This window comes from Ancylobacter sp. FA202 (genome assembly GCF_000380205.1).
Classification (GTDB): Bacteria; Pseudomonadota; Alphaproteobacteria; order Rhizobiales; family Xanthobacteraceae; genus Ancylobacter.
This window is the reverse complement of the sequence record NZ_KB904818.1, coordinates 3,949,280-3,974,783: the sequence shown is the minus strand read 5'-3', so window position 1 is coordinate 3,974,783 and position 25,504 is coordinate 3,949,280. Positions and strand designations below refer to the sequence as shown.

The window sequence follows — 25,504 nt, the reverse complement described above, 5'->3', positions numbered from 1 at the left end:
CCTGTCTCAGGACCGACATCATGAACGCTGCCGTCGCCGCCCCCCTGTCCGAACGCGAAGAGCGCATACTCGCCCGCATCACCGAGGAGGCGTGGCTCGCCCTTGCGGTCGAGCTGGTCGGCATCGGCCAGCCGGCCGCCGAAAACCCGCTCGACCCCGATCTCCCCGGCGCGCAGGAGGAGGCGATCGCGCTGCATGTCGCCGGCCAGCTGCAGCTGCTTGGCTTCGCGGTGACGCGGCCGACCAAGACCCCCGGGCGGCCGAATGTGATCGGTGTCTGGCCGGGCGAGGACGGCGGCAAGGTGCTGATCGTCAACGACCATCTCGACACCTACCCCGCCGGCGATCCGGCGGCATGGACCCGCACCGGCGGGCAGCCTTTCCAGGCGACGCGGGACGGCGACCGGCTCTACGGTCGCGGCACGTCCGACACGCGCGGCAATGTCGCCGCCATCCTGCTCGCCCTGAAGGCGATCCGCGCCGAGGGCCTGCACTTTCCGGCGACGCTGAAGGCGGTGTTTACCAGCGACGAGGAGCGCCACGGCACGGACGGCGCGATCTACCTGCTTGATGAGCTCGGCCTGACGGCGGATTACGAGATCACGGTCGAGCCCACCGCCTGGACCGGACCGGAAGGCGACTGGGGGGTGGATATCGGCGTCGCCAATGCCGGCAATTGCCTTGTCGAAGTGACGACCACGGGCGTGAAGACCCATCTCTGGCGTCCCGACACCGGCATCAATGCGCTGGTCAAGCTGGCGGACCTCATCAAGCGGCTGGAGACGCTGGAATTCACGCACATACCGCCGCGCCTTTATGGCGGGACGCCGCCCCGCGTCGCGGTGGTGCGCGCGCGCGGCGGCATCGAGGGCGAGCTGCAGTTCACGCCGGACAAAGCGAGCGCGATCCTCGCCATTGTCGGCCTTGTGCCCGGGCAGACGGCGGACAGCGTGCTTGGCGACATTCGCGCCGCGATCAGCGAGCTGAAGCGCGCCGACAATGCCTTCGAGGCGGAAGCGCGCCTGCTGCCGGGCTCGCTCTTCGTGGCGGCTACGGAAGAACTGCCGGCGGATGCCGAGCCGGCCCGCTCAGTCGCGGACGCCTACCGCCGCGTGACCGGCAAGGCGCCGCGCTTCTATCGCAAGAATGCCTACAACGACACGATCCGCTTTGCGCATAAAGGCATCAATGCCGTGACCTTCGGCCCCGGCGAGGATGGCTGGCCACCGGTCAACGAATTCATCCATATCAGCAAATCCGTCGCCGCCACGAAGGTCCTCGCGCTGGCGATCCTGGATATCCTTCAGAAGGAAGACAACGGATCCGCAAGAGGCAATTAGTTTGCCGTCAGCGTCGCTTTAAATAGTCTATTATTTTTGTATAAATACATTGAATTACTGGAGTTTGAACTATGAGCAAGCCGAAGTTCTTCGTTTCACTTGCACGCCTGGCGACTGTTGCCATCATGGCAAGCGCACTCGGCAGCGCGGCCGAGGCGAAGCTGCGCATTGCGTGGCAGACGGGCGACGTGCAGACCATCCTGCAATATGCCGATGGCGCCGGCCTGTTCCGTGAGGCTGGCCTCGACTATTCGCTGCATGCCTTCCCGGCCGGGCCGGCGATCCTTCCGGCGCTGGCAGCTAGGGAAGTGGACATTGGCTGGTTCGGCGAATTCCCGACGATCACCGGCTACGCCAATGGCATCCCGCTGGCGGTGTTTCTCATCGACCAGTCCTTTTCCGAGCATGTGCGTCTGGTCGCCAGCCCGGAATCCGGGATCAAGACGCTCGCCGACCTGAAGGGCAAGAAGATCGGCGTGACCTTCGGCTCCACCAGCCATCACCACATCCTGGTCGCACTCGCGCAGGGCGGGCTGAAGGCGGAAGAGGTGACGCTGGTGAACCTCGCGCCGGCGCAGATTCCCGCCGCCTATACGGCCAAGCAGATTGACGCCGCCTTCACCTGGGAGCCGAACATCGCCAAGCTTGAAGAGCAGGGCGGCGTCCGCATCGCCACAACGGCGAGCCTCAACAATTCCACCTATGGCGTCTGGGCCGGCCGCACCGAGTACCTCGCCGCCAACAAGGACGAGGTGCAGAAATTCCTCGCCGTGTGGGACAAGGCGGTTGATCGCCTCGGAGCGGCGCCGGATGAGGTGCTGCAGTATGAGGCGAAGCGGCTGGAAAAGAGCCCGGCAGAAATCCGCGCGCTGGTCGCCCGCCAGAAGATCGTGCGCCCGAGCTACAAGGAGCAGCTGACCGACGCCTATCTCGGCACGCCCGGCAAGCCGCAGGACGGCGCGTTCGTCAAGCATGCCGCCGAGATCGGTGCGTTCCTGCTGTCGCTGGAACGCATCAAGGCGCTGCCCGCGAGCTGGGCGGGGCTCGTCGACCAGCAGCCGCTGATCGACTACCTCAAGGCCCACCCCTGAGCCGCCCGGCTATGGCCCCAGCGCCCCTTCTTGAGGCCGTGGATGTCTCCTTCACCTATGGAGCCTCCACGGTTCTCGATCGCGTCTCCTTCACGCTCGGCAGCTCCGAGGTGGTCTCGCTGCTCGGCCCCTCAGGCTGCGGCAAGACCACGTTGCTGAACCTCATCGCCGGGTTCCGGCAGCCAAGCTCCGGGCGCCTTCTGTTCGACGGCGCGCCCATCACGGCACCGGGGCCGGAGCGGGCGGTCGTGTTTCAGAGCGGGGCGCTGTTCGACTGGCTCACCGCCCGGCAGAATATCGAGTTCAGCCTCAGCTGCCGTGGCGTCGCCAAGGCCGAGCGCCGCGACGTCAGCGAGCATGTGCTCGAACTGGTCGGGTTGAAGGGCGCCGGCGGCCTCTATCCCTATGAGATGTCCGGCGGGATGCGCCAGCGCGTCGGCGTCGGGCGCGTCATCGCCGCCCGCCCGCGCATCATGCTGATGGACGAGCCCTTCGCGGCGGTCGACGTGCAGACCCGCGAGGCGCTGCAGGAGGAACTGCTGCGCATCCACGCGGCGACGAGATGCACCATCGTGTTCGTCACCCACAGTATCGAGGAAGCGGTGTTCCTGTCGAACCGCGTCTTCGTCCTCGCCAAGCGCGGCGGCACGTTCGACGCCGCGTTCGATGTGGCGCTGCCGGCGCCGCGCTGGGATGGGCTCAACCGGCTGGACCCGGAATTCCTGCGGCTGCGCGAGCGCATTTACCTCACCATGAAGGCCGGCTCGCCGGCGGCCACGACGGGAGCGCGTGCCCATGCCCTCACCTAGGTCCCATCTCGCCCTGGTGCTGGCGTCCCCGCTGATGCTTCTCCTCGCCTGGGACGGTGCGACGCGCTTCAGTCTGGTCGAGCAGATCTTGCTGCCCGCACCGGCGACCATCGGTGCCGCGCTGTGGGACGTTCTCACACGCGGCTATGCCGGGGTGAGCGTGTTCGTGCATATCGGCACGAGCCTCTGGCGCGTGCTGACGGCCTTCCTGCTGGCGGCCTTCGTGGGGGTCAGCCTCGGCCTGCTGCGCGGGCTCTATCCCCGGATAGATGCCGTCTGCCTGGTGCCGTTCGAACTGATCCGGCCCATCCCTCCCCTCGCCTTCATCCCGTTGTTCATCCTGTGGTTCGGCATTGGCGAGGTCTCGAAGGTGCTCATCATCTTCTACTACGCCATGCTGGTGGTGATGCTGAACACGCAGGCGGGCGTGGCGAGCTGCCCGGAGGACAAGATCCGCGCCGCCCGCTCGCTCGGGGCCTCGCCCTGGCAGGTGTTCTGGCGCGTCGTGTTCCCCGCCTCGCTCCCGCATGTGGTGGTGGGGCTACGTGTGGCACTGGCCGCCGCGCTCTCCATCCTCGTCGCCTCCGAACTGCTGGGTGGCGATCGCGGGCTCGGCTTCGTCATCTCGGACGCCTCGACCTTCTTCAAGACCGCCGATGTCTTCGTCGGCATCGTCCTCATCGGCCTGATCGGCCTGATCGCCGACCGCGCCCTCACCTTCACCGCACGCCGCATCGTCCATTGGGAGGGCAAGACATGAGTGAGAGCCGCATCATCAACCCTGTGCCGGCGCTGGGGCCGGCCTTCGAGGGATGGGTTTCTCCCGGCGTGCGGGTGGGCAACCTGGTCTTCGTCGCCGGCCTCATCGGTACCGACCCCGCGACCGGAAAGGTGGTCGAGGGCACCGAGGCGCAGATCCGGCGCATCTTCGCCAATATCGATCTCGTGCTCCGCGCCCATGGCAGCGAGCTCCAGCATGTGGCGCGCCTGACCATGTATTTCACCGACCGACCGCGGCAATGGCCGATCCTTGACCGGGTAAGGCGCGAGCTTTTCCCGACGCACCCGCCGGCGACGACGGGCGTCGGCATCACCCTTCTGGAACAGGGAGCGGAGGTCGAGCTGGAGGCGACGGCAGTCGTGCCCTGAGCGGCATCACCGCATGACGAAAGGCACGACGCGCGGATCAGCTGCGGCGAGAACCGCCGCAGCGTTATAGAACAGCGTGCCCGGCTCACCAGGACGGCAGGACCGCGCCCTTGAACGTATCGAGGATGAAAGCCTTCACCTCCGGCGAGCGATAGGATTCGACCAGCGTCGCCACCCAGGGCTTGCCGGCGTCCCCTGCCCGTACCGCGATCAGGTTCACATAGGGGCCCTTGGCATCTTCCTTGAGGATCGGGTCCTTCACCGGGTCGAGGCCGGCCGAGACCGCGTAGTTGGTGTTGATGGCGGCGACATCGACATCGTCGAGCGCGCGCGGTGTCTGCGCGGCTTCCAGCTCGATGAACTTCAGCTTCTTCGGGTTGGCGACGATGTCGAGCGGGGTTGGCTTGAAGCCGACGCCGTCCTTGAGCGTGATCACGCCCTTGTCCTGCAGGAGCAGAAGTGAGCGCCCCCCATTGGTCGGGTCGTTCTGGATCGCGATGGTCGCTCCATCAGGCACCTGATCCCACGCCTTCCACTTCCTGGAATAGACGCCGAGGGGGAAGTTCACGGTGAGCGCGACCGGTTCGATCCTGTAGCCGCGGTCCTTCTTCTGATTGTCGAGATAGGGTTGGTTCTGGAATGAGTTGGCCTCGATCTCGCCGGCGTCGAGTGCCTGGTTCGGAACCACATAGTCCGAAAACTCGATGATCTTGATGTCGAGGCCCTTCGCCGCGGCGATCGGCTTGACCGCCTCCAGGATCTGCGCGTGCGGACCGGGTGTTACCGCGATGCGGATGGTCTCGGCCGATGAGGTCCCGGCGGCGAACAGGGTGAGGGCAATGGCGAGGAGAGAGGAACGCAACACCATGGAGAATCTCCGGAAAAGGACCGTCAGAGCCGCCGCACGCGGCGGTTCACCCGGCGGGCGAGGGATTCGCCCAGGGATTGGACGGCTTGAACGAGAATGATGAGGACGATGACGACGAGCAGCATCACTTCGGGCATGAAACGCTGATAGCCGTAGCGGATGCCGAGATCGCCCAGCCCGCCGCCGCCGACCGCGCCGACCATGGCGGAGTTCGAGAGCAGGCTGACAATGGCCAGCGTGACGCCGAGGATGAGGCCCGGAAGGGCTTCGGGAATCAACACTTTCCGCACAATCTGCAGGGGCGTCGCGCCCATGGCCAGCGAAGCTTCCACCAGCCCCTGATCGACCTCGCGAATGGCCGCCTCGACGATACGCGCGATGAAGGGCGTGGCGGCGATGGACAGTGGCACGATGGCCGCCGTGGTGCCGATCGAGGTGCCGGCGATGAGGCGTGTCAGGGGAATGATGGCGACGACGAGGATGATGAAGGGCGTCGAGCGCGTGGCGTTCACGACCAGCCCGAGCACGCGGTTCACCGCCACGGCCTCGAACAGCTCGCCCTTGCCGCTCGTGGCGAGAAAGATGCCGAGCGGCAGGCCGGCAAGCGTGCCGATCAGTGCCGCCAGGGCGACCATATACAGCGTCTCAAGCGTCGAGCCGAGGATCAGGTCGAGGATGGCGGGCGAGATCCAGTCAAACATGGCCGACCACCTCCGTTGTGGCACCCGCGGCTTCCAGCCGGGCGCGCAAGGGGCCCTCGGCCCAGGCGCCGACCGGCACGCCGACATAGAGAAGAGCGAAAGGCAGCGCGCCGATGCTGTCGATCTGGCCCCCCAGCAGGGCGATGTCGATGCCGAGCTCGCGGGCAAGCTGCGTCACCAACGGCTGGCTGGCGGGATCGCCGGTGAGCGTGAGGCGAAGCACCGTCTGGCTGGCGCCGGTCGCTTCCGCCCGCAGCCGGCCGGCCAGCGTCGCGGGGATCTCCCGGCCGGGCAGGCTGCCGATGAAGGAGCGCGCCGTCGCTGTGCTCGGATGGGCGAACACGTCGGAGACGCGGCCTTCCTCGATGATGCGGCCGGCCTCGATGACGCCCACGCGGTGGCAGATTTCCTTGATCACCGTCATTTCGTGGGTGATCAGCACGATGGTGACGCCGAGCCGCGCGTTCACCTGCGCCAGCAGGCGCAGGATGGAGCGGGTGGTCTCCGGGTCGAGCGCGCTGGTCGCCTCGTCCGAGAGCAGCACGCGCGGGTCGGTGGCCAGCGCCCGGGCGATGCCGACCCGCTGCTTCTGCCCGCCGGAGAGTTCGATGGGATAGCGGTCCTTCTTGTCGGAGAGACCGACGAGCTCCAGCAGGTCCAGCACCTTTTCGCGGGTGGCCGCGCGCGACACGCCCGCCAACTCCAGCGGCAGCGCGACATTGTCGAAGGCGCTGCGCGAGGAGAGCAGGTTGAAATGCTGGAAGATCATGCCGATCCGCCGGCGCTGGTCGCGCAGCCCGGCCTCGGTCAGGCGGTTGATGGCGACGCCGTCGACGACCACCTCGCCGCTGGTCGGCCGCTCCAGACCGTTGATGGCGCGGATGAGAGTCGACTTGCCAGCGCCCGAGCGGCCGATCACGCCATAGATCTCGCCCTGCGGGATGGCGATGGAAACGTTCTTCAGCGCCTCGACCGGGGCATCGCTCCCCCGCGCGGGAAACACCTTCGAGACGTCATCCAGGACGATGGCGGCACCGCCGGCCACGGGACCCGCAGAAGCGCGGCCGTCCGGTGCCTCTGCCCTCCCCGTCCCGGCCGGCGGGCCGGCAAAAGACCCCGCCGCCGCGTGGTCGCGGAACAGCGGGGTGTCGAAGGCGGCTGTAGCGGTGTCGTTCAGCATCATCTCGAAAGTTGGTTGGTTCGCATGGTCAGGATGCGCTTGCCGGATGGAGCCGGGTTCGCGTGACGTGGAAGCTCCAATGCCGCCCGCGCCTCAGGCGGCGCGGCGCAGGACCGGCGCCCAGCCCCGCTCCGCGAGGCGCCGGCGCTCGCGGTCGAGCCTGGTGCGCACGGCACTAACCGTCAGTCCGTCGCGGCGCAGAATGAGCGCAACGAGGGGATCGGCGAGTATGTCGTCAAGGGTAGGCTCTGCTGTATAGGAGGCGGCAACAGCAGCGGCGGTCGACAGGCGCGCATCGGCACCCGCAGCAAAAACGGAACTCATCTCATTCATCCCGGAATCGGGCACAGGCGAACCGCCAGGTGCCGGATGGAAACATCAAACGCGAAGGGGGATTAGCGGCTCAGGGCCGTACGAGATGTCGACAACACATGGTCATGGCTCAGCTCCTCAAGCTCATTGCCCGACCACGAAGTCGCTCCGTGGCGCTTTAGCGTTGGTGACGCGGTGCAAGCTGCCGGGTGTCAAATTCCGCGACGGGCGACCCGCAAAAGCCAGCCCGCAGAGGTGTTGTAGCGTCAACATCGCTAATTGTCAATTAAGTTGATAGACTACTCAATGCGCGCTCACATTGCACATTTCATGCGCAGTACGCCTGCAAAATGCGCATAATGAGTATTCCATTTAGTTAGTAGACTACCGCCGCCGACAGGCCTCTCCTGAGGCCCGGCGCGCTGACGCCACGTCCCTTCGAGGAGTGAACCATGAACCTTTCAAAGCACTGGCTGGGCGCCGCCCTTGGTGCCGCGCTCGCCGCGGTTAGCCTTCTCCCGGCGCACGCCGCTGACAAGATCAAGCTCGGCGTGATTGGTGGCGACGAGGAAGAAATTGCCGAAGTCGTCAAGAAGGTCGCCGCGAAGGACGGCCTCGACATCCAGATCATCGCCTTCTCCGACTACACCCTGCCGAACGAGGCGCTCTCGCGCGGCGATCTCGATGCCAACGCCTTCCAGCACAAGCCCTATCTCGAGTCGCAGATCGCCGCCCGGGGCTACAAGATCGTGCCGGCCGGCTTCACCATCGTCGAGCCGATCGGCTTCTATTCGGTGAAGGTGAAGAACTTCAAGGATCTGCCGGAAGGCGCCCAGATCGGCATTCCCAACGACCCCTCCAATGGCGGACGCGCCCTCAACCTGCTGGCGGCGAACGGGCTGATCACACTGGCAACCGGCAAGGGCCTGCTGCCCACCGTGCTTGATGTCACCGACAATCCGAAGAAGGTGAAGTTTCGCGAGCTCGACGCCGCGCTGCTGCCGAAGCAGCTTCCCGACCTCGACGGCGCGGTGATCAACACCAATTACGCGCTCGGCGCCAAGCTCGACCCGCGCAAGGACGCGCTGGTGCAGGAAAACCGCACCAACAATCCCTATGGCAATTTCGTCGCGGTGCGCGCCGGCGACGAAACCAAGCCGGTCATCGTCACGCTGGTGAAGGCCTATCAGTCGCCGGAGGTGAAGGACTTCCTCGACACCCGCTTCAAGGGCGCGGTGCTTCCCGCCTGGTGAGATCGGGACCGCGCCCGTGTGGCGCCGGCACCATCAATGCCGAAGCAGGGCCGAGCGGGCATGACCCGCCCGGCCTTTCGGCCATGTGAACACCACAAACAACAGGCGAAACCGGAATGCAGCCACTGGGCCGTGCCGCCACTGATGAATTCGGTCGGGTACGCTTCGTCCTCACCGACATGGACGAGACCTTGACCTTCAACGGACGCCTCGGCGCGGCGACCTATGACGCGCTGGAGCGCCTCGAGCGCGCCGGCGTGACGGTGATTCCGGTCACAGCCGCGCCGGCCGGCTGGTGCGACCAGATGGCCCGCATGTGGCCGGTGGATGGGGTCATCGGCGAGAACGGCGGGTTGCATTTTTACCGCAACACGAATGGCCATGGCCTGACGCGCCGTTTCTGGCATGACGAGAGCGCGCGCGCGGGAGTTGCCGGTGAACTCGCCCGCATCGGCGAAGAGGTGCGGGCGCAGTTGCCCTTCGCCCGGTTTGCCGACGACCAGCCGTTTCGCCTCACCAGCCTCGCCTTCGTCCAGCCGGACGGGGCGGATGAACGCGCGGCGCTGGTCGCGTGCCTGCGCGAGGCCGGCGCCTCGACCACGGTCAACAATCTGTGGGTGCTCGGCTGGATCGGCGCCTATGACAAGCTCGTCATGGCGCGCCGGGTGCTCGCGCAGAGCTATGGGCTCGACATCGACGCGGACAATGAAGCGGTGCTCTATGTCGGCGATTCCACCAATGACGCGCCGATGTTCGCCTTCTTCCGCCAGAGCGTCGGCGTGAGCACGGTCGTTGAATACCTCCACGAAATTCCATCGCTACCCGCCTGGATCACCGAGGGACCTGGCGGCAGCGGCTTTGTCGAGGCGGCCGATGCCGTGCTTCGCGCGCGCGGCGGCTGATCCCCTCCTTCGGCCCTGGCAGGACGGCAAGCGACGGGTGATCCGCAGCGGCGGCGAGGAGTTCCCCGCCGCAAGTCTCTTAGCCCTCAGACACTGGCCAGCCCGAGATAGATCTCGTGCAGGTCGTCGCGTTCCCGCAGATCGGCGGCGGTTGCGGTGAGCACGACCTTTCCTCCATCCAGCACATAGCCGCGATGGGCGTGGCGCAGCGAGACCGCTATGTTCTGTTCGGCCACGAGGAAGGTCGTGCCCTTGGTGCGATTCAGCCCGGCAATGATCTCGAAGATCTCCTCGACGATGATCGGCGCCAGCCCCATGGAAGGCTCGTCGAGCAGCACCAGTTCCGGGCGCGTCAGCAAGGCGCGTCCGATAGCGAGCATCTGCTGCTCGCCGCCGGAGGTCAGGCCGGCGGGGGTTTTTCGCTTGGTCCTGAGGCGCGGGAAATAGCCATAGATTTCGTCCAGGTCCCGCTCCGTCTCCCGGCGCCCGAGGCGGCGCAGGAAGGTGCCGGTGCGCAGATTCTCCTCGACCGTGAGATGGCCGAAGACATGACGGCCCTCCAGCACATGCACGATCCCGCGCGTGGCGAGCAGGTTGGGTGCCACGCCGGTGATGTCCTCGCCGCGAAAGAGCACCGAGCCGCGGCTTACAAGCGCGCGGTCGGCGACCAACAGGCCGGAGGTGGCCTTCAGCGTCGTGCTCTTGCCGGCACCGTTGGCGCCGAGCAGGGCGACGATCTCACCGGGCGCGACGGTGAGTGAAATGTCGGCGACGCCGAGAATGGCGGCGTCGTAGACCACTTCGATGCCACGCAACTCGACCAGCGGCGCGAGGCCGGCGCCGGTTGCGACAGGCGGAGGGGTTTGGGTCGACATGCGGCGTGCTCCCGGAATGGGCCGGACGCGCATGACGCGCCCGGCGGCTGCGTCACTGCTGCTTCGACAGGTCTTGCGACAGATCGCGCGGGGTGATGCCCTTCTCCTTGGCATAGGCGGCCGACTTGGCGTCAATGAGCGGACGCAGCAGCGCGCGATCGGCCTGTACCCAGTCGCTGACCGGGGTCCATTTGGTGCCGTCCCATTGCTGGACGCGCGCGGCGCCGCCGCCCTCGTGATCGGCCGGAGTGAGCTGGAGCTCCTGCACGAGGCCATAGAAGCCGTTTTCCTTCAGCCGGGCATTGTCCAGCTTGAGGTGCTCCAGCGCCCACTGGCCTTCCGTGCCGGTGATCGGCCGGTTGCCGAACTTCTTCTGCGCGATGCGGACCGCCTCGACGAAGATGAGCGCGTCGGTCAGGCCGGAATTGTAGTAGACGCTGCCGAACGTGGAGGTATCGCGCAGATCGCTTTTGCCGGTGTCGATGATCGCCTTCTTCAGCCGTTGATGGATGTCGAAGCTGGCCCCGGCCGGATAGGGCGTCAGCGCCAGATAGCCCTTGGCGGCCTCGCCAGCCGGCAGTACGTCCTCCTCGGAACTCGCCCAAACGTCGCCAATGATGCGGTCAGCGGGGAAGCCGAAGCGGACCGCCGTCTTGATGGCGACCGGGGTAGAGACGCCCCAGGTGCGCAGGAACACCCAGTCGGGCTTGGCCTCGCGCACCTGCCGCCACTGGGACGACTGTTCGTTGCCGGGGTCCGCGACGGGGATCTGGATGTTCTCGAAGCCGTAGGTCTTGGCGAGCAGCTCCAGCGGCTCCAGCGTCTCGCGGCCATAGGCGCTGTCGTGGTAGACGGTGGCGATCTTCTTGCCCTTCAGCTTGTCGAGGCCACCCTCGCGCTCGGCGATGTAGTTCACCAGCGCGGAAGCCTCGCTGTAGAAGGTGAGGATGACCGGAAAGATATAGGGGAAGACGCGCCCGTCGGTCGCCTCGGTGCGGCCATAGGCAAGGGTGATGAGCGGGATCTTGTCCTGCGCCGCGCGGTCGGTCAGCGCATAGGCGGCGGGTGCCCCGTTCGGCAGGTAGATGGCGACGGGCGCGCCGTTGAGCCCGTGCTTCTGCCGCTCGTAGCACTCGATGCCCTTGTCGGCGGTCCATTCCGTCTCGCATTCCTGCCAGACGATCTTGACGCCGTTAATGCCGCCCTCGACCTCGTTGACGTAGCGCAGATAGTCGATCATCGCCGCCCAGATCTGCACTCCCGCCGAGGCATAGGGCCCGACGCGGTAGCTGGCGATCGGGAAGAACTGTTTGTCGGAATCCGGACCGGGGTGGGTGTCGACAGCAAAGGCGGACGTTGCGAGGCAGGTGACGAGGCCGACCGGCAGGGCGACACGCCGCAAGGCGCGCAGGGCTGCGGAAGCGGGGTTCATAGGAGGACTCCGATCAAGCGGGAGAGAAGGTCGCGGCGGACCTTGGCCACGGTTCGGCTGGAATGGCCGGGGAGAGCGGGACCCCCCGCCCTCCCCGCACGCATCAGTTCTCAGCCGTAGGGCTGCGCGGCGTGATGTTGTGCTCCTTGGCGTAGGCGGCGGCCTTCGCCTCGACCAGCGGGCGCAGCGTGTCGCGGTCGGCCTGGATCCAGTCGGTCACCAGCACCCATTTGTCGCCATCCCACTGCTGGATGCGGGCCGCGCCGCCGCCTTCATGATCGGCGGGGGTGAGCTTGATCGGCTGCAGCAGGCCGTAGAAGCCGATTTCCTTCAGCCGGGCGTCGTCGATCGTCAGGTGCTCGAAGCCCCAGCGACCTTCCTCGCCATTGAGCGGCTTGTTGCCGAATTTGGCCTGCCCCGCGCGCAGCGCCTCGACGGCGAGCACGGCGTTGATGAGGCCGATATTGTAATAGACCGCGCCGAAGAACTTCGTGTCGCGCAGGTCGCTCTTGCCGGTATCGAGAATGGTCTTGCGCAGGCGATCATGGATCTCGAAGCCGGCGCCGCCGGGATAGGGGGCAAGCGCCTGATAGCCCTTGGCGGCGGTGCCTGCAGGGATCACGTCGGCCTCCGAGCCGGCCCAGACATCGCCGATGATGCGATCGGCAGGGATGCCGAAGCGCTGCGCGGTCTTGATGGCGACGGGGGTGGAGACGCCCCAGGTGCGCAGGAACACCCAGTCCGGCTTGATCTCGCGCACCTGGCGCCACTGCGGCGACTGCTCATTACCCGGGTCGGCGACCGGGATCTGGAAATTCTCGAAGCCGTACTTCTTGGCGAGCAGCTCCACCGCCGCCTGAGTCTCGCGGCCATAGGCGCTGTCATGATAGACGGTGACGATCTTCTTGCCCTTCAGCTTGTCGAAGCCGCCTTCCTTCTGGGCGATGTAGTTGATGCCGACCGAGGCCTGGCTAAAATAGTTGAACAGCAGCGGGAAGGCGTAGGGGAAGACGGTGCCGTCGGTGGATTCCGTGCGCCCGCCGGCGGGGTCGATCAGCGGGATCTTGTCCGCCGCGCCCTTCTCGATCAGCGCGTAGGACGCCGGCGTGCCATGAGTGAAGAAGAAGGCGACGGGCGCGCCGTCCTTGCCGTTCTTCACGCGCTCATAGACCTCGACCGTGCGGTCCGGGCTCCACTCGGTCTCGAACTCCTCGACCTTGAGCTTCACCCCGTTCACGCCACCCTCAACCTCGTTGATGTAGCGGAAATAGTCGAGAGTGCCGGCCCACCACAGCGTGCCGGAGGATGCGTAGGGGCCGACGCGGTAGGTCGGCAGCGGCACATATTGTTCCTTGCTGTCGGCGAAGGCCGCCGGGGGAACCAGCGCGGTGGTCGCGACACTCGCGGCCAGAAGCGCGGTCAGGACGAGGCGTTTCATCGTGGTCTCCAAGAGGGTTTTGCGGGGGGCGGATCGTGTTCTCGTCCCGAAACGGTCACGTCCTGTTTGCCTAGAAGCGGAGCGGCCAGCTCGACAGCCGTTCGCCGAGGGTGCGGAAAAGGCGCGCCAGCCCGTCCGGCTCCTTGATCAGGAAGCCGATGATGAGCACGCCGAAGAGCGCCTTCTGGATGTTCTGGAGCAGGCCGGCATCGACATGCCCGGCAAAGAACGCCTGAGCGAGATGGTCGATCGCCAGAGGCAGGAGGCTGATGAAGGCCGCGCCAATGAAATTGCCAGCGATCGATCCCATGCCGCCGATGATGATGATGAACAGGATCTGGAAGGAGCGGGAGATGCCGAAGCTCTGCACGCTGGCCGACCCCAGATAGAGGAAGGCCCAGAGCGCGCCGGCCACGCCGAGATAGAAGGACGAGACGGCGAAGGCGAGCACCTTGGAGCGATAGACACGAATGCCGATGACGGCGGCCGCCGTGTCCATGTCGCGCACGGCCATCCAGCTCCGCCCGGTCTGGCTGCGGACGAGATTGACCGCGATCCAGGTGAGCAGCACCACGACGGTGAGCGTCACATAATAGCGCCCGACCGCGGTGCCGATGTCGTAACCGAAGGCTTCCAGACGCGGCAGGGTGATGGTGCCGGACGATCCGTAATTGTAGAACCACGGAAATTTCTGGAAGAGCCACTCGAAAAAGAACTGCGCCGCTAGACTGCTCACCATCAGGTAGAAGCCCTTGATGCGGTCGCTCGGCAGGCCGAACAGAAGGCCGGCACCGGCCGTGACCAGCCCGGCGAAGAGCACCGCGAGCGGCAGCGGCACGCCGCCATGGACGACGAAACCGAAGGTGGCGAAGGCGCCCACCGCCATGAAGCCGCCCGAGCCAAGCGAGGTCTGTCCGGCATAGCCGGTGAGGAGATTGAGCCCGAGGCCCGCGAGTGAGAGGACGAGGAACGGCACCAGGATCGCGCCCAGCCAGTAGTCGCTGCCCAGAAGAGGAACGGCGACGAAGGCCAGCAGAAGCAGCAGCGGCAGGCGCAGACCGAAGCGACGCTCGGGAAGTACGGTGGGAGCGAGGCGAGCTGTCTGAGAAAGGACGTGGCTCATGGCGTCACACCCGCTCCAGCGCCCGCTCGCCGAACAGGCCAGCGGGGCGGATGTAGAGGAAGGCGATGGCGAGGAAATAGGGGAACCAGGGGGTGATGCCGCCGCCGATATACGGACCGACATAGGTCTCGGCGAGGTTCTCCGCCGCACCGACGATCAGCCCACCGGCAATGGCACCGCCGATCGAGGTGAAGCCGCCGATGATGAGCACCGGTAGGGCCTTCAGAACGACCAGCGAGAGCGAGAACTGGATGCCCTGCCGCGCGCCCCACAGCATGCCGGCGACGAGACCGACAATGCCGGCGACGGCCCAGACAATCTGCCAGATCCGGTTGAGATTGATGCCGATGGACAGCGCCGCCCGCGTGTCGTCCGCCACGGCCCGCAACGAGATGCCGATGCGCGTATTGTTGAACAGCAGCGCCAGAACCAGCGCCAGCGTCACCGCCGTCGCCGCCGCCACGAGGTCGAACTGGCTGATCAGTACGTCGCCGATGAAGATCGGCACATCCTCGATGCCAAGGTCGAGCGCGTGGACCTGCGCACCCATCAGCCCCTGCGCGGCGCCCTCGATCACATAGGACAGGCCCAGCGTCGCCATGAACAGCGTCATCGGGCTGCGATTGGCGAGCGGGCGCAGCACCGTGCGCTCGATGAGGATCGCCCCGAGGATGAGGATGGCGATGGTCACGGCAAGCGCGGCGGCAAAAGGCAGGCCCTTTTCCAGCAGCGTGACGAAGGTCAGGGCGGCGAAGAGCAGCATGGAGCCCTGCGCGAAGTTGAACACGCCGCTGGCCTTGTAGATCAGCACGAAACCGATCGCGACAAGGGAGTACATCGTGCCCGCAAGCAGGCCGCCGATGAGGGTTTCAAGGAACAGATTCATCACACCCTCAATGGACAGTGCCGAGATAGGCGGAGATGACATCGGCATTGCTGCGGATTTCTTCCGGCGTGCCGTCGCCGATCTTGCGGCCATAATCGAGGACGACGATGTGATCGGAGAGGTTCATGACGATGCCGACATCATGCTCGATGAGAACGACGGTGATGCCGAGGTCGCGATTGATATCGCGGACGAACTCGCTCATTTCCGCCTTTTCCTGCGCGTTCATGCCGGCCAGCGGCTCGTCGAGCAGCAGCAGCGTCGGCGAGGAGACCAGGGCGCGGGCGAGCTCAATGCGCTTCTGAATGCCATAGGCGAGCCCGCCAACGATCAGGTCGCGGTAGGGCTGGAGATCCAGGAATTCGAGGATCGTCTCGGCCCGTGCGCGCAACTCCCTCTCTTCGCGCCGGGCGCCCGGAAGGCGCAGCGCCTGGGTGAGAAAGCCGGAGCGCGTATGGCGCGCCAGCCCTGCCAGGACATTGTCGAGGGTCGACATCTTCCGGAACAGCGCATTGTTCTGGAAGGTCCGGGCGACGCCGCGCCGGGCGGCCTCCGACGGCTCGATCTGCCGGAAATGCTCACCCCGGAACACGACCTCGCCGGAATCGGGGACATAGACCCCGTTGAGGACGTTCAGCAGCGAACTCTTGCCGGCGCCATTGGGCCCGATCAGCGCGCAGATCTCGCCACGGGCGACAGCGAAAGACAGGTCCGAGAGAGCCTTCACGCCCCGGAAGGACAGCGAGACGCCGCGCACGTCGAGCAGTGGCGCCGTGGTTTCCGATCGCCTTGGGGAGCCCATCGTCGTGACCTCAGACCGTCGCGTCTACCCGCCGCGCCGTGAGGGCGGCGGCGCGCGTGGGCGCGGCGACAGGAAGATGGGGATGTTCGAGCCCGGCCAGACCAAGCACGGCGAGGCGGCGCCGGTTGACCAGATGGGCGACGAAGCCCGACGAATGCTCGGCCCAATCGGTCAGCCGGCGCACGAGGCTGCCCTGCGCGCCGCGGCGGGCCCGGTCCTCCTCGATGAGGCGACCGCGGCGGGCAGCCGAGAGAAGGAGAGCGGCGGGTTGCCGTTCGCGGCGGTCGCGCAATGCCGAGGCTCCGGTCTCCGGGAAGGCGACGGTGAGGCCCTCGTCCAGCACCGCATCGATGATACTGGCGAGCCCGCCCTGCCAATGCGTTGTCTCATCCACCCAGACGACCCCGCCGGCGGCCGGCTCGGGACGGCTGAGGGCGGCCGGCGCCAGCGCATCGGCCGGATCGCGCAAGGGCACGACGGTCCAGGCCTCGTTGCCGTGGATGAAGGGACGCGTGACGAAGAGCGGCACAGCCGCCGCCGGGCGCGTCTCGAGCCAGGCGCCGATGGCGCGGCGCCCTTGCACGAAGGCGTGTGTCGGGGCGATCGTGGCAAGCGCGCGGCCAAGTTCCTCGCCGGCCTGCTCCGGATCGAGGGCATAGACCTTCCCGCCCAACGTCAACGCCGCCAAGGCGAGGAGGACCAGATCGGGATCATAGGGCCCGCTCACCGCCAGCCGGATCTCGCGGCCTCGCTGCGGCGCGTCCTGCGCCCGCAGCACCGCTTCGAGGCGGGCGGTTTCCTGGCGGACATAAGCCCAGGTGAAGCTGAACCAACGCCCGTGACGCTTGTGCAGGAAGGCGGGCCTTCCCGGGTGGCGGGCGGCCTGCTGGCGGATTGCCTCCCCCACCTCGGCACCGCGCAGCGATGCCGAAGGTTCGGCGGCGGCAAGGAACGACCGGCGCTCGACATAGCTGTTCATCGGTGTCTCCGGAGCACGTGCGGATGCGGGACGGTTGAATGCGGTCATGCCGTTACAGCGCGGCGGCGTGCCGTCTCGGCTTCAAACTCGCGGACCAGCGGCACAACGCGGGCGCCGAAATACTCGACCTCTTCCTGAAAATGCAGGAAGCCGGCGAGCACCAGATCAATGCCGTTGTGCTTCAATTCGACGATGCGGCGCGCGACCTGCTCGGGCGTGCCGATCAGATTGGTCTTGAACCCGTCATTGGGCTGGACGAGATCAGCGGCGGTGGATTTCGCCCAATTGCCGATGCCGTCACCCGTTGCCTGACCGGCCTGCTTCACCGCCTCGGCAAAGCCGGCCACGGCGGCGGGATCCGCCTTGGCAAGGATTTCCGCGTGAACCCCGCGGGCCTCGGCCTCGGTTTCGCGGGCGATGATGAAGGCGTTGGCGCCGACGCGCAGCTGCCGGCCGAAGCCCGCAGCGCCGGTCTTCACCTGCTGCGCCTGCGTGCGCAGTTCGTCAACGGAACCGCCATTGGTGAAGTACCAGTCGGAATTCTCCGCCGCCATGCGGCGGGCGGCGGTGGAGGAACCGCCCTGGAAGATCAGGGGATGCGGCTTGAAGCTCGGCTTGGGATTCAGATGCCAGTTGTCGATGTTGTAGTAGTCGCCGTGGAAGCTGAAATCGTCCTGCGTCCACGCGCCCTTCAGCACCTTGATGAATTCGGTCGAGCGACGGTATCGCTCGTCATGTTCCAGCCAGGGGGCGCCTAGCACGTCGAATTCGTGCTTGAACCAGCCGCTGACGATATTGAGATGCCAGCGTCCCTTGGAAATGTGGTCGGCGGTCGCGCCGAGCTTGGCCACCACGGCGGGGTGCCAGAAGCCCGTCATGATCGCGACGATGACGTTGAGCCGCTCCGTCGCGTTCAGCAGCGACATGGCGAAGGTGCTCGCCTCGTGCTGCCCGTCTGCGCGATAGCCGCCGACGAAGCGCGTGGCGGACAGGGCGAAGTCGAAGCCCGCCTTCTCTGCCGCCCGCGCCAGCTGGACATTGTAATCGAAGTCCCAGTTCGTGCGCTGCTCGACCTTGCTCACGACCTGTCCGCCGGACAGGTTCGAAATCCAGTACGCGAAGCGAACGGGCTCATGCAGATAGGGCGCGAGGGGGTCAGTCATGGAGGTTATCCGAAACAGTCTAATTACTCTATAGATTGACTAGAATAATTAGATTGGCAAGCGGTATCCATAGGCGCGATCCACGTTTTTGGCCTCCGCGTCGTCCGCCTCGGCGCCTGACGCAGCGGCCGCAAGGCGTTTCACGTTCAGGCGCGCACGGACCGGAAGGTGGCCGCCGGGTGCGGGAGGGCGAGGCGGGCCTGCCCCGCGCCGAACAGTTTTTCGCGCAGCGTGCCTTCCTGATAGGCCGTCTTATAGCGCCCGCGCCGGGCGAGCTCGGGCACGAGCAGATCGACCACGGTCTCGAAGCTCTCGGGCATGACGACGTAGCAGAGGTTCAATCCGTCGACGCCGGTCGCGTCCACCCAGGCCTCCACCGCGTCCGCAACGCGCTGCGGCCCGCCGGTGATGACCGGTCCTATCCCGCCAATACCGACATGCTCGGCGACTTCTCGGACCGTCCAGACCCTGTCGGTATCCGCGCGGGTGATGTTGTCCATCGCGGTACGGCCCGCCTCGCTCTCGACATGCCGAACCTGCGCGTCGAGCGGCAGCCGCGAGAAATCGACGCCGGTCCAGCCGGACATCAGGGCCAGCGCTCCCTCATGGCTGACATAGGCGCGGTACTCGTCGAGCTTGGCGGCCGCCGCCGCGTCGGTCTCATCAAGGATGAGCGTCATCATGCTGAAGACCTTGATGGCGTCGGGCGAACGCCCCTCGGCGCGCGCCGCCTCCCGGATCGCCGCCACGCGGGGCGCGATCACTGCCGCCGAGGGACCGGAGACGAACACGCATTCCGCATGCCGGCCGGCAAAGCGCCGCCCGCGCGGCGAACTGCCCGCCTGGTAGAGCACGGGCGTGCGCTGGGGCGAGGGCTCAGCGAGGTGGATGGCGTCGAGGCGATAATGCGCGCCAGCGTGACGAATCGGCCGGACCTTCGCCGGATCGGTGAAGATTCCGGCGTCACGATCCCGGCGCACGGCGTCATCGTCCCAGCTCTCCTCCCATAGCCGGTAGACGAGCTCCATGTACTCGTCGGCGATGTCATAGCGGTCGTCATGGGCGACCTGCCGCTCCCGACCCGCGGCACGGGCCGCGCTGTCGAGATAGCCGGTCACGATATTCCAGCCGATGCGCCCCTTGGTCAGGTGATCGAGCGTGGACAGGCGCCGGGCGAAGGGAAAGGGCGGCTCATAGGTCAGGGTCGAGGTGATGCCGAAGCCCAGATGCTCCGTCACCGACGCCATCGCCGGAACCAGCAGCATGGGATCGTTCGCCGGCACCTGTATGGCGGTGCGCAATGCCGTATCCGGCGCGCCGCCATAAACGTCGTACACGCCCAGCACATCCGCCAGGAAGATGCCGTCAAACCTGCCGCGCTCCAAGGTCCGGGCGAGATCGAGCCAATAGGACAGTTCCGTGTAGTGCGCGGAGCGATCGCGGGGATGCCGCCATAGCCCCGGTGACTGATGGCCGACGCAGTTCATGGCAAAGGCGTTCAGCAGAATCTCTCGGTTCACGTCTCAGTTCCCGCATTGAAAGCCTCCTGGAGAGGCACGACGGATGGCGAAGGGCAGTGCCGGCGCGGTCCGTGGGCGCCACGCATCATGCCCTATTGACACCGCTAATAGTTTATAGATTTAGTAGACCAATGGATACGAGATTAACGGCCATGGTTTCTGCCGCTGCGCCTGCCGACCGCACCGGGCCGGCCCGCGCGATCCGGTCGCACGGCCGGGCCCGGTGCCGCCTGACGGGCCTATGCCGCTGTGACGCCGGCCACCACTTCCCCCGTCGCTGGTCCGCGATCCGCGCCACGTCCCTCGCTGTGACACCCGTGCCATGACGATCATTTCGCTGACCAACGTCACCAAGACCTATGGCGGCAGCGGGCGCTCAGTGCCCGCCTTGCGCGGTGTCGATCTCGCCGTCCAGAGCGGGGAGGTGTTTGGCATCATCGGCGCGTCCGGCGCCGGCAAATCGACCTTGGTGCGGCTCATCAACCTGCTGGAGCGGCCGGAAACGGGGACCCTCACGGTCAATGGCCGCGCAACGGCCGGCGTCGGCGGGCGGGAACTTCTGAAGCTGCGCCGCGAGATCGGCATGGTGTTCCAGCACTTCAACCTGCTCAGCGCCAAGACGGTGGCGGAAAACGTCGCCTTTCCCCTCCAGCTCGCCGGTGTGCGAAGTCGTGCGGCCATTGCCGCCCGGGTCGACGCATTGCTGACCCGCGTGGGCCTGTCCGCCCATGCCGACAAATATCCGCGCCAGCTCTCCGGCGGCCAGAAACAGCGTGTCGGCATCGCCCGCGCCTTGGCCTGCCGCCCCGCCATCCTGCTGTGCGACGAGGCGACAAGCGCGCTGGACCCTGAAACGACGCGCTCGGTGCTGCGGCTGCTGTCCGAGATCAATCAGGAACTCGGCCTGACCATCGTGCTGATCACCCACACGATGGATGTCGTGCGGCAGATCTGCCACCGGGTTGCGGTGCTTGACGCCGGCCGGATCGTCGAGACCGGGCCGGTGGAGGCGGTGTTTCTGCACCCGCGCCATCCCGCGACCCTGGCGCTGGTGCGTGAGGCGGTACGCGAGGAGAAGGCTGCGGGCAACGCGCTGCGGACCGCCGGCGACGTGTTCCGGCTGACCTTCCGGGGTGCCGCCACCTACAGCCCGATCCTTGGCCATATAGCGCGCGAGCACGGCGTCGATTTCGCCATTCTCGGCGGGCAGATCGGCACGATCCGCGACGAGCCCTTCGCGCAGCTCACCATCGCCTTCAGCGGCGGCGATGTGCGCAGCGCCCTCGCCCGTCTCGACGCCGCCGGCGTCGACGTGGAGGAGCTGACGCCGGCTGATGCGACGCTGGGCGCCCAGGCTGACGTTGTCTCCCGGGAGCTCGCCGATGTCGCTTGATCGCATCGACTGGCCGCAGATCGGGTTTGCCGCACTCGATACTCTCGCCATGCTGGGCGGCGCGCTGTTCTTCACCGTGCTGTTCGGCCTGCCGCTCGGCGTGCTGCTGTTCCTCACCGGCCGGGGCCAGCTTCTCCAGCAGGGCGCGGTCTATGCCGTCCTGTCCTTCGTGCTGAACATCCTGCGGTCGGTGCCGTTCATCATCCTGCTGATCGTGCTGATGCCGGTGACGACCCTCATCACCGGCACCTCGCTCGGGGTGCGCGGCGTCATTCCCCCGCTGGTGGTCGGCACCACGGCCTTCTTTGCCCGGCTGGTCGAAACGGCGCTGCGCGAGGTCGACCACGGTGTCATCGATGCCTCGCAGGCCATGGGCGGGACCATCGGCCAGATCGTGTTCCGCGCCCTGTTACCCGAGGCGCTGCCCGGCATCCTCGCCGGGATCACCGTTACCGCCATCGTGCTCGTCGACTACACGGCGATGTCGGGCGCCATCGGCGGCGGTGGCATAGGCGACCTCGCCATTCGCTACGGATATCAGCGCTTCCAGACCGAGGTGATGATCGTGACGGTCGTCCTGCTGATCATCCTCGTCCAGCTCCTTCAGGCGGCCGGCAACCGGCTCGTCCTCCACTTTTCCCGGAAATGATCCAGCCACGGATGCGTGCCATGACCCTTTTGAAGACTTTTTCCTCCGCCGTGCTTTCACTCGCCCTTCTTGGAGGCTCCGCCTTTGCCGGCGAAAAGCTGGTGGTCGGCGCGACTGCGGTTCCGCACGCGGAAATTCTTGAATTCGTGAAGCCCATCGTCGCCAAGGAAGGGCTTGAGCTCGATATCCGGGTGTTCTCCGACTACATCCAGCCCAATGCCCAGCTCGTCTCCAAGCAGCTTGATGCGAACTACTATCAGTATCGTCCCTTCCTCAATGACTACAACCGCGAGCGCGGCACCGACCTCGTGGCGATCGTGCCGGTCCATATCGAACCGTTTGTCGCCTACTCACAGAAAATCACCTCGGTCGACCAGTTGCAGGACGGCGCCACCGTCGCCATTCCCAACGACCCGGTGAATGGCGGACGTGGCCTTCTGCTGCTGCAGAAGCTTGGCCTCATCAAGCTGAAGGGCAAGGCCGAACTCGATTCGCCGGAAGACCCGCTGCCGAGCCAGAAGGACATTCTGGAGAACCCGAAGAACCTGAAAATCGTCGAGCTCGAATCGGCAATCCTGCCGCGGGCTCTCAGCCAGGTCGATCTCGCGGCACTGAACGGCAACTACGTGCTTGAAGCCAAGCTCGACCTCGCCAAGTCGCTCTACATCGAGCGCGGCCAGGACGGAAAGAACGTCTGGGGCGAATACCTCGTGACCCGTCCCGAGAACAAGGACGATGCCGCGATCAAGATCCTCGCCAAGGCGCTCAACAGCGAGGCCACGCGCCAGTTCATCCAGGATCGCTATCAGGGGCAGGTCTACGCGGCCTTCTGATGCGACGGGCGGCGCCCGGCCGGTGCCCGCCCTCTTCTCTTGTCACCGGATACCGACATCATGAGCACCGACGCCGTTGCCCTCGCCGTCCGATCCCCGTCGCCTGCCCCTGCCGAGCCGGCGCGCGGCGCGCCGGAATGGGCACCGGCCCGCCCCGCGCGCCCCGCCCATGTCATCGCCGACGACGCCGAGGCGATCGCGGTGGCACGCAGCCTCGCCCCGCTTTTCGCCCGCGACGCGCTGGAGCGCGACCGTGACCGGACATTGCCGTTTGACGAGGTGGACGCCTTCTCGCAGAGCGGGCTGTGGGGGATCACCATCCCCAGGGCTTATGGCGGTGCGGGGGTCTCGCAGCGCACGCTTGCCCGGGTTTTTGCCGAGCTGGCGGCAGGCGATGCCTCGCTGACCCAGATCGCTCAGAACAGCTTCGAGATCATCGACGTGATCCGCCTCTCCGCCAGCGAGGCGCAGAAGCGCGAACTGTTCGCTCTGGTGCTGGCCGGCTTCCGGCTCGGCAACGCCTTCTCCGAGTTCAAGGGCAGGAATGTCGAGGACTTCGCCACGAAGCTGGTGAAGCGGGGCGACGATTACGTCGTGTCGGGCGAGAAGTTCTATTCCACCGGCGCGCTCTTCGCGCATCTCGTGCCCATCGTCGCGCTGGGCGAGGACGGCCATGTCTATGTCGCTGTGGCCGACCGCGACACGCCGGGCCTGACCGTGATCGACGACTGGTCTGCCTTTGGGCAGCGCACCACCGCGAGCGGCACGGTTCTCCTGAACGATGTGGTGATCCCCGCCGCGCGCGTGCTGCCGGCGCATGTCGTTTATGAGAACCCGAGCGCCGTCGGCCCGCAGAGTCAGCTCCTGCACGCCGCCATCGACGCCGGCATCGCGCGCGGCGCCTTCAATGCGACGCTCGACTTCATCCGCAGCCAGGCGCGCCCCTGGATCGACAGCGGCAAGGACAGCGCGAGCGAGGACCCCTACACGATCAGCGCCATTGGCGACCTCGCCATCCGGCTCAATGCGGCCGAGGCGCTGCTCGACCGGGCGGGCGCCCAACTCGACGCCACCCTCGCCGAGACGACGCTGGAGAGCATCGCGCTGGCCAAGGTGGCGACCGCCGAGGCGAAGGTGCTGACCACGGACGCCGCGCTGCTCGCGACCTCCAAGCTGTTCGAGCTCGGCGGCACCCGCTCGACGCTGGGCTGCCACGGGCTCGACCGGCTCTGGCGCGACGCGCGCACCCACACGCTGCACGACCCGGTGCGCTGGAAGTACCACGCGGTCGGTCAGTTCTACCTGAACGGCGTCCACCCCCCGCTTCATTCCTGGATCTGAGCCAGCCGCGCCCTCGCGCCCGCCGTGCTGCCGGAGAAACCGACATGTCCCGCCATATCCGCTTCAACGCCTTCGACATGAACTGCGTCGCCCACCAGTCGCCCGGCTTGTGGGCGCACCCGCGCGACCGATCCTGGAAATACAAGGATCTCGACTATTGGCAGGATTTGGCGCGCACCCTTGAGCGCGGCATCTTTGACGGCATCTTCATCGCCGATGTCGTCGGCTATTACGACGTCTACAAGGGCTCGAACTGGCACGCGATCCGCGAGGCCGCGCAGATCCCCGTCAACGATCCGCTCCAGCTCGCCGCGCCGATCGCGCTCGCCACCGAGCATCTGGGCATCGGCATCACCGCCTCCACCTCCTTCGAGCACCCCTACACCTTCGCCCGCCGCATCGCGACCGCCGACCACCACAGCAAGGGCCGCGTCGGCTGGAACATCGTCACCTCCTATCTCGAGAGCGGGGCGAAAAACATCGGCCAGGGCGGCCTGCGCCGGCACGACAATCGCTACGAGGTGGCGAATGAATATGTCGAGGTGCTCTACAAGCTGCTGGAAGGCTCCTGGGAAGAGGGCGCCGTTGTGCGCGATCGCGAAAACCGTCTCTTCACCGATCCCGCCAAGGTGCATGAAATCGGCCATAAGGGCCGCTTCTTCGACGTGCCCGGCTACGGGCTGACCGAACCCTCGCCGCAGCGCACGCCGGTGCTCTACCAGGCCGGCGCCTCCGGGGCCGGCAAGGCCTTCGCCGCCCAGCACGCCGAATGCGTGTTCGTCGGCGCGCCGACCAAGCCGCTGCTCAAGGCCTATGTCGCCGATATCCGCCGGCAGGCGGCCGAGGCCGGGCGCGACCCGCGCAAGCTCTACATCTACAACCTCGTCACGCTCATCGTGGATGAGACCGACGCCAAGGCGCAGCAGCGCTTCGAGGAGTATGCACGCTACGTCTCCTATGACGGCTCGCTGGTGTTCATGTCCGGCTGGAGCGGGCTCGATTTCGGCCAGTACGCCCCCACCGACCTTTTGAAGAAGGTCGAGACCAACGCCATCGTTTCCATGGTCGAGAATTTCGGCGGCAAGGACCAGAAATGGACCGTCGAGGAATTGGCGAAATGGGGCGGCATTGGCGGCGTCGGCCCGGTCTTCGTCGGCTCGCCCGCGACCATCGCCGATATCATGCAGGAATGGGTCGAGGAGACCGATGTCGACGGTTTCAACCTCGCCTACGCGGTGACGCCGGAGACCTTCGAATCCATCGTCGATCTCGTCGTGCCGGAACTGCAGAAGCGCGGGGTCTACCCCACGACCTATCGGCCGGGCACGCTGCGCGAGAAGCTGTTCGGCGAGGGCCCCTACCTGCCCGCCACCCACCCGGCCCATGGCTATCGCGACATCGAGGCGGTGAAGCGCCGCGAGGCCGAGGCGCGCGCGCATGCGGGCGTCGCGGCGGCCGAATGACC

At 66.4% G+C, this 25,504-nt stretch carries 25 protein-coding genes; 12 read left to right on the top strand and 13 right to left on the bottom strand.

The features are described 5' to 3' along the window. Positions 1 to 20 precede the first annotated feature (20 nt). From A3M1_RS0118315 to A3M1_RS0118295, 5 genes are all read left to right on the top strand, one after another. Positions 21 to 1,340, top strand: a complete 1,320-nt coding sequence (locus tag A3M1_RS0118315) for a M20 family metallopeptidase (protein ID WP_018390449.1) — start codon at positions 21 to 23, stop codon at positions 1,338 to 1,340. 71 nt (positions 1,341 to 1,411) lie between these two features. Continuing rightward, positions 1,412 to 2,431 (top strand): NrtA/SsuA/CpmA family ABC transporter substrate-binding protein, encoded by a 1,020-nt coding sequence (locus tag A3M1_RS0118310; RefSeq protein WP_018390448.1) that lies wholly within the window; start codon positions 1,412 to 1,414, stop codon positions 2,429 to 2,431. An 11-nt stretch (positions 2,432 to 2,442) separates the two neighbouring features. Next, the gene (locus tag A3M1_RS0118305; protein ID WP_018390447.1) at positions 2,443 to 3,240 is read left to right on the top strand and encodes an ABC transporter ATP-binding protein; all 798 of its coding nucleotides are present in this window, start codon (positions 2,443 to 2,445) and stop codon (positions 3,238 to 3,240) included. Further along, the gene (locus A3M1_RS0118300; RefSeq protein ID WP_026221383.1) at positions 3,227 to 4,000 is read left to right on the top strand and encodes an ABC transporter permease; all 774 of its coding nucleotides are present in this window, start codon (positions 3,227 to 3,229) and stop codon (positions 3,998 to 4,000) included. The genes A3M1_RS0118305 and A3M1_RS0118300 overlap by 14 nt, the downstream gene beginning before the upstream one ends. Next, complete coding sequence (locus tag A3M1_RS0118295) at positions 3,997 to 4,389, top strand: RidA family protein (RefSeq protein ID WP_018390445.1); 393 nt, start codon at positions 3,997 to 3,999, stop codon at positions 4,387 to 4,389. The genes A3M1_RS0118300 and A3M1_RS0118295 overlap by 4 nt, the downstream gene beginning before the upstream one ends. A gap of 85 nt (positions 4,390 to 4,474) precedes the next feature. Here A3M1_RS0118295 and A3M1_RS0118290 read toward each other — a convergent pair whose 3' ends face one another. The 4 genes from A3M1_RS0118290 to A3M1_RS0118275 form a co-directional block, all read right to left on the bottom strand. Next, positions 4,475 to 5,257, bottom strand: a complete 783-nt coding sequence (locus A3M1_RS0118290; protein WP_018390444.1) for a MetQ/NlpA family ABC transporter substrate-binding protein — start codon at positions 5,255 to 5,257, stop codon at positions 4,475 to 4,477. Positions 5,258 to 5,280: 23 nt separating this feature from the next. Beyond that, positions 5,281 to 5,958, bottom strand: a complete 678-nt coding sequence (locus A3M1_RS0118285) for a methionine ABC transporter permease (protein ID WP_018390443.1) — start codon at positions 5,956 to 5,958, stop codon at positions 5,281 to 5,283. Further along, positions 5,951 to 7,141, bottom strand: coding sequence for a methionine ABC transporter ATP-binding protein (locus A3M1_RS0118280; RefSeq protein ID WP_018390442.1), 1,191 nt, complete (start codon positions 7,139 to 7,141; stop codon positions 5,951 to 5,953). Before A3M1_RS0118280 ends, A3M1_RS0118285 begins: the two co-directional genes overlap by 8 nt. Positions 7,142 to 7,231: 90 nt before the next feature. Continuing rightward, positions 7,232 to 7,462, bottom strand: a complete 231-nt coding sequence (locus A3M1_RS0118275; RefSeq protein ID WP_018390441.1) for a hypothetical protein — start codon at positions 7,460 to 7,462, stop codon at positions 7,232 to 7,234. A 440-nt stretch (positions 7,463 to 7,902) separates the two neighbouring features. Here A3M1_RS0118275 and A3M1_RS0118270 point away from each other — a divergent pair, with 440 nt between their 5' ends. Further along, positions 7,903 to 8,703 (top strand): MetQ/NlpA family ABC transporter substrate-binding protein, encoded by an 801-nt coding sequence (locus A3M1_RS0118270; protein WP_018390440.1) that lies wholly within the window; start codon positions 7,903 to 7,905, stop codon positions 8,701 to 8,703. Positions 8,704 to 8,819: 116 nt separating this feature from the next. Continuing rightward, a complete protein-coding gene (locus A3M1_RS0118265; RefSeq protein WP_018390439.1) occupies positions 8,820 to 9,605 on the top strand; it encodes a hypothetical protein in 786 nt (261 codons plus the stop codon). An 86-nt stretch (positions 9,606 to 9,691) separates the two neighbouring features. Here the strand turns inward: A3M1_RS0118265 and A3M1_RS0118260 are convergent, their stop codons facing one another. From A3M1_RS0118260 to A3M1_RS0118220, 9 genes are all read right to left on the bottom strand, one after another. Next, a complete protein-coding gene (locus A3M1_RS0118260) occupies positions 9,692 to 10,480 on the bottom strand; it encodes an ABC transporter ATP-binding protein (protein ID WP_018390438.1) in 789 nt (262 codons plus the stop codon). Positions 10,481 to 10,532: 52 nt separating this feature from the next. Next, positions 10,533 to 11,912 carry an ABC transporter substrate-binding protein gene (locus A3M1_RS0118255; RefSeq protein WP_018390437.1) on the bottom strand — a complete coding sequence of 460 codons (1,380 nt, stop codon included), beginning with the start codon at positions 11,910 to 11,912 and terminating at the stop codon, positions 10,533 to 10,535. A 103-nt stretch (positions 11,913 to 12,015) separates the two neighbouring features. Beyond that, positions 12,016 to 13,350, bottom strand: coding sequence for an ABC transporter substrate-binding protein (locus A3M1_RS0118250; RefSeq protein ID WP_018390436.1), 1,335 nt, complete (start codon positions 13,348 to 13,350; stop codon positions 12,016 to 12,018). 70 nt (positions 13,351 to 13,420) lie between these two features. Beyond that, positions 13,421 to 14,473, bottom strand: coding sequence for a branched-chain amino acid ABC transporter permease (locus A3M1_RS0118245; RefSeq protein WP_018390435.1), 1,053 nt, complete (start codon positions 14,471 to 14,473; stop codon positions 13,421 to 13,423). 4 nt (positions 14,474 to 14,477) lie between these two features. Continuing rightward, positions 14,478 to 15,359, bottom strand: coding sequence for a branched-chain amino acid ABC transporter permease (locus A3M1_RS0118240; protein ID WP_018390434.1), 882 nt, complete (start codon positions 15,357 to 15,359; stop codon positions 14,478 to 14,480). Positions 15,360 to 15,366: 7 nt separating this feature from the next. After that, the gene (locus tag A3M1_RS0118235) at positions 15,367 to 16,161 is read right to left on the bottom strand and encodes an ABC transporter ATP-binding protein (protein WP_198291143.1); all 795 of its coding nucleotides are present in this window, start codon (positions 16,159 to 16,161) and stop codon (positions 15,367 to 15,369) included. A gap of 10 nt (positions 16,162 to 16,171) precedes the next feature. After that, positions 16,172 to 17,140, bottom strand: coding sequence for an AMP-binding protein (locus A3M1_RS0118230; protein ID WP_018390432.1), 969 nt, complete (start codon positions 17,138 to 17,140; stop codon positions 16,172 to 16,174). 44 nt (positions 17,141 to 17,184) lie between these two features. Continuing rightward, on the bottom strand, positions 17,185 to 18,303 hold the full coding sequence (sfnG, locus tag A3M1_RS0118225) for a dimethylsulfone monooxygenase SfnG (protein WP_018390431.1): 1,119 nt from the start codon (positions 18,301 to 18,303) through the stop codon (positions 17,185 to 17,187). Positions 18,304 to 18,449: 146 nt separating this feature from the next. Further along, positions 18,450 to 19,823 carry an LLM class flavin-dependent oxidoreductase gene (locus tag A3M1_RS0118220; RefSeq protein ID WP_018390430.1) on the bottom strand — a complete coding sequence of 458 codons (1,374 nt, stop codon included), beginning with the start codon at positions 19,821 to 19,823 and terminating at the stop codon, positions 18,450 to 18,452. A 322-nt stretch (positions 19,824 to 20,145) separates the two neighbouring features. On the opposite strand from A3M1_RS0118220, the gene A3M1_RS0118215 reads away from it, so the two are divergent. Genes A3M1_RS0118215 through A3M1_RS0118195 form a run of 5 tightly spaced genes read left to right on the top strand, consistent with a single transcriptional unit; the run spans position 20,146 to position 25,502 of the window. Then, on the top strand, positions 20,146 to 21,216 hold the full coding sequence (locus A3M1_RS0118215) for a methionine ABC transporter ATP-binding protein (protein ID WP_018390429.1): 1,071 nt from the start codon (positions 20,146 to 20,148) through the stop codon (positions 21,214 to 21,216). Beyond that, positions 21,206 to 21,865 (top strand): methionine ABC transporter permease, encoded by a 660-nt coding sequence (locus tag A3M1_RS0118210; protein WP_018390428.1) that lies wholly within the window; start codon positions 21,206 to 21,208, stop codon positions 21,863 to 21,865. The genes A3M1_RS0118215 and A3M1_RS0118210 overlap by 11 nt, the downstream gene beginning before the upstream one ends. Before the next feature lie 20 nt (positions 21,866 to 21,885). Continuing rightward, the gene (locus tag A3M1_RS0118205) at positions 21,886 to 22,698 is read left to right on the top strand and encodes a MetQ/NlpA family ABC transporter substrate-binding protein (protein WP_018964020.1); all 813 of its coding nucleotides are present in this window, start codon (positions 21,886 to 21,888) and stop codon (positions 22,696 to 22,698) included. Positions 22,699 to 22,758: 60 nt separating this feature from the next. Then, positions 22,759 to 24,039, top strand: a complete 1,281-nt coding sequence (locus tag A3M1_RS0118200; protein WP_018390426.1) for an SfnB family sulfur acquisition oxidoreductase — start codon at positions 22,759 to 22,761, stop codon at positions 24,037 to 24,039. Between the two features lie 44 nt (positions 24,040 to 24,083). Beyond that, positions 24,084 to 25,502, top strand: coding sequence for an LLM class flavin-dependent oxidoreductase (locus tag A3M1_RS0118195; protein WP_018390425.1), 1,419 nt, complete (start codon positions 24,084 to 24,086; stop codon positions 25,500 to 25,502). The last annotated feature ends 2 nt before the right edge of the window (positions 25,503 to 25,504 follow it).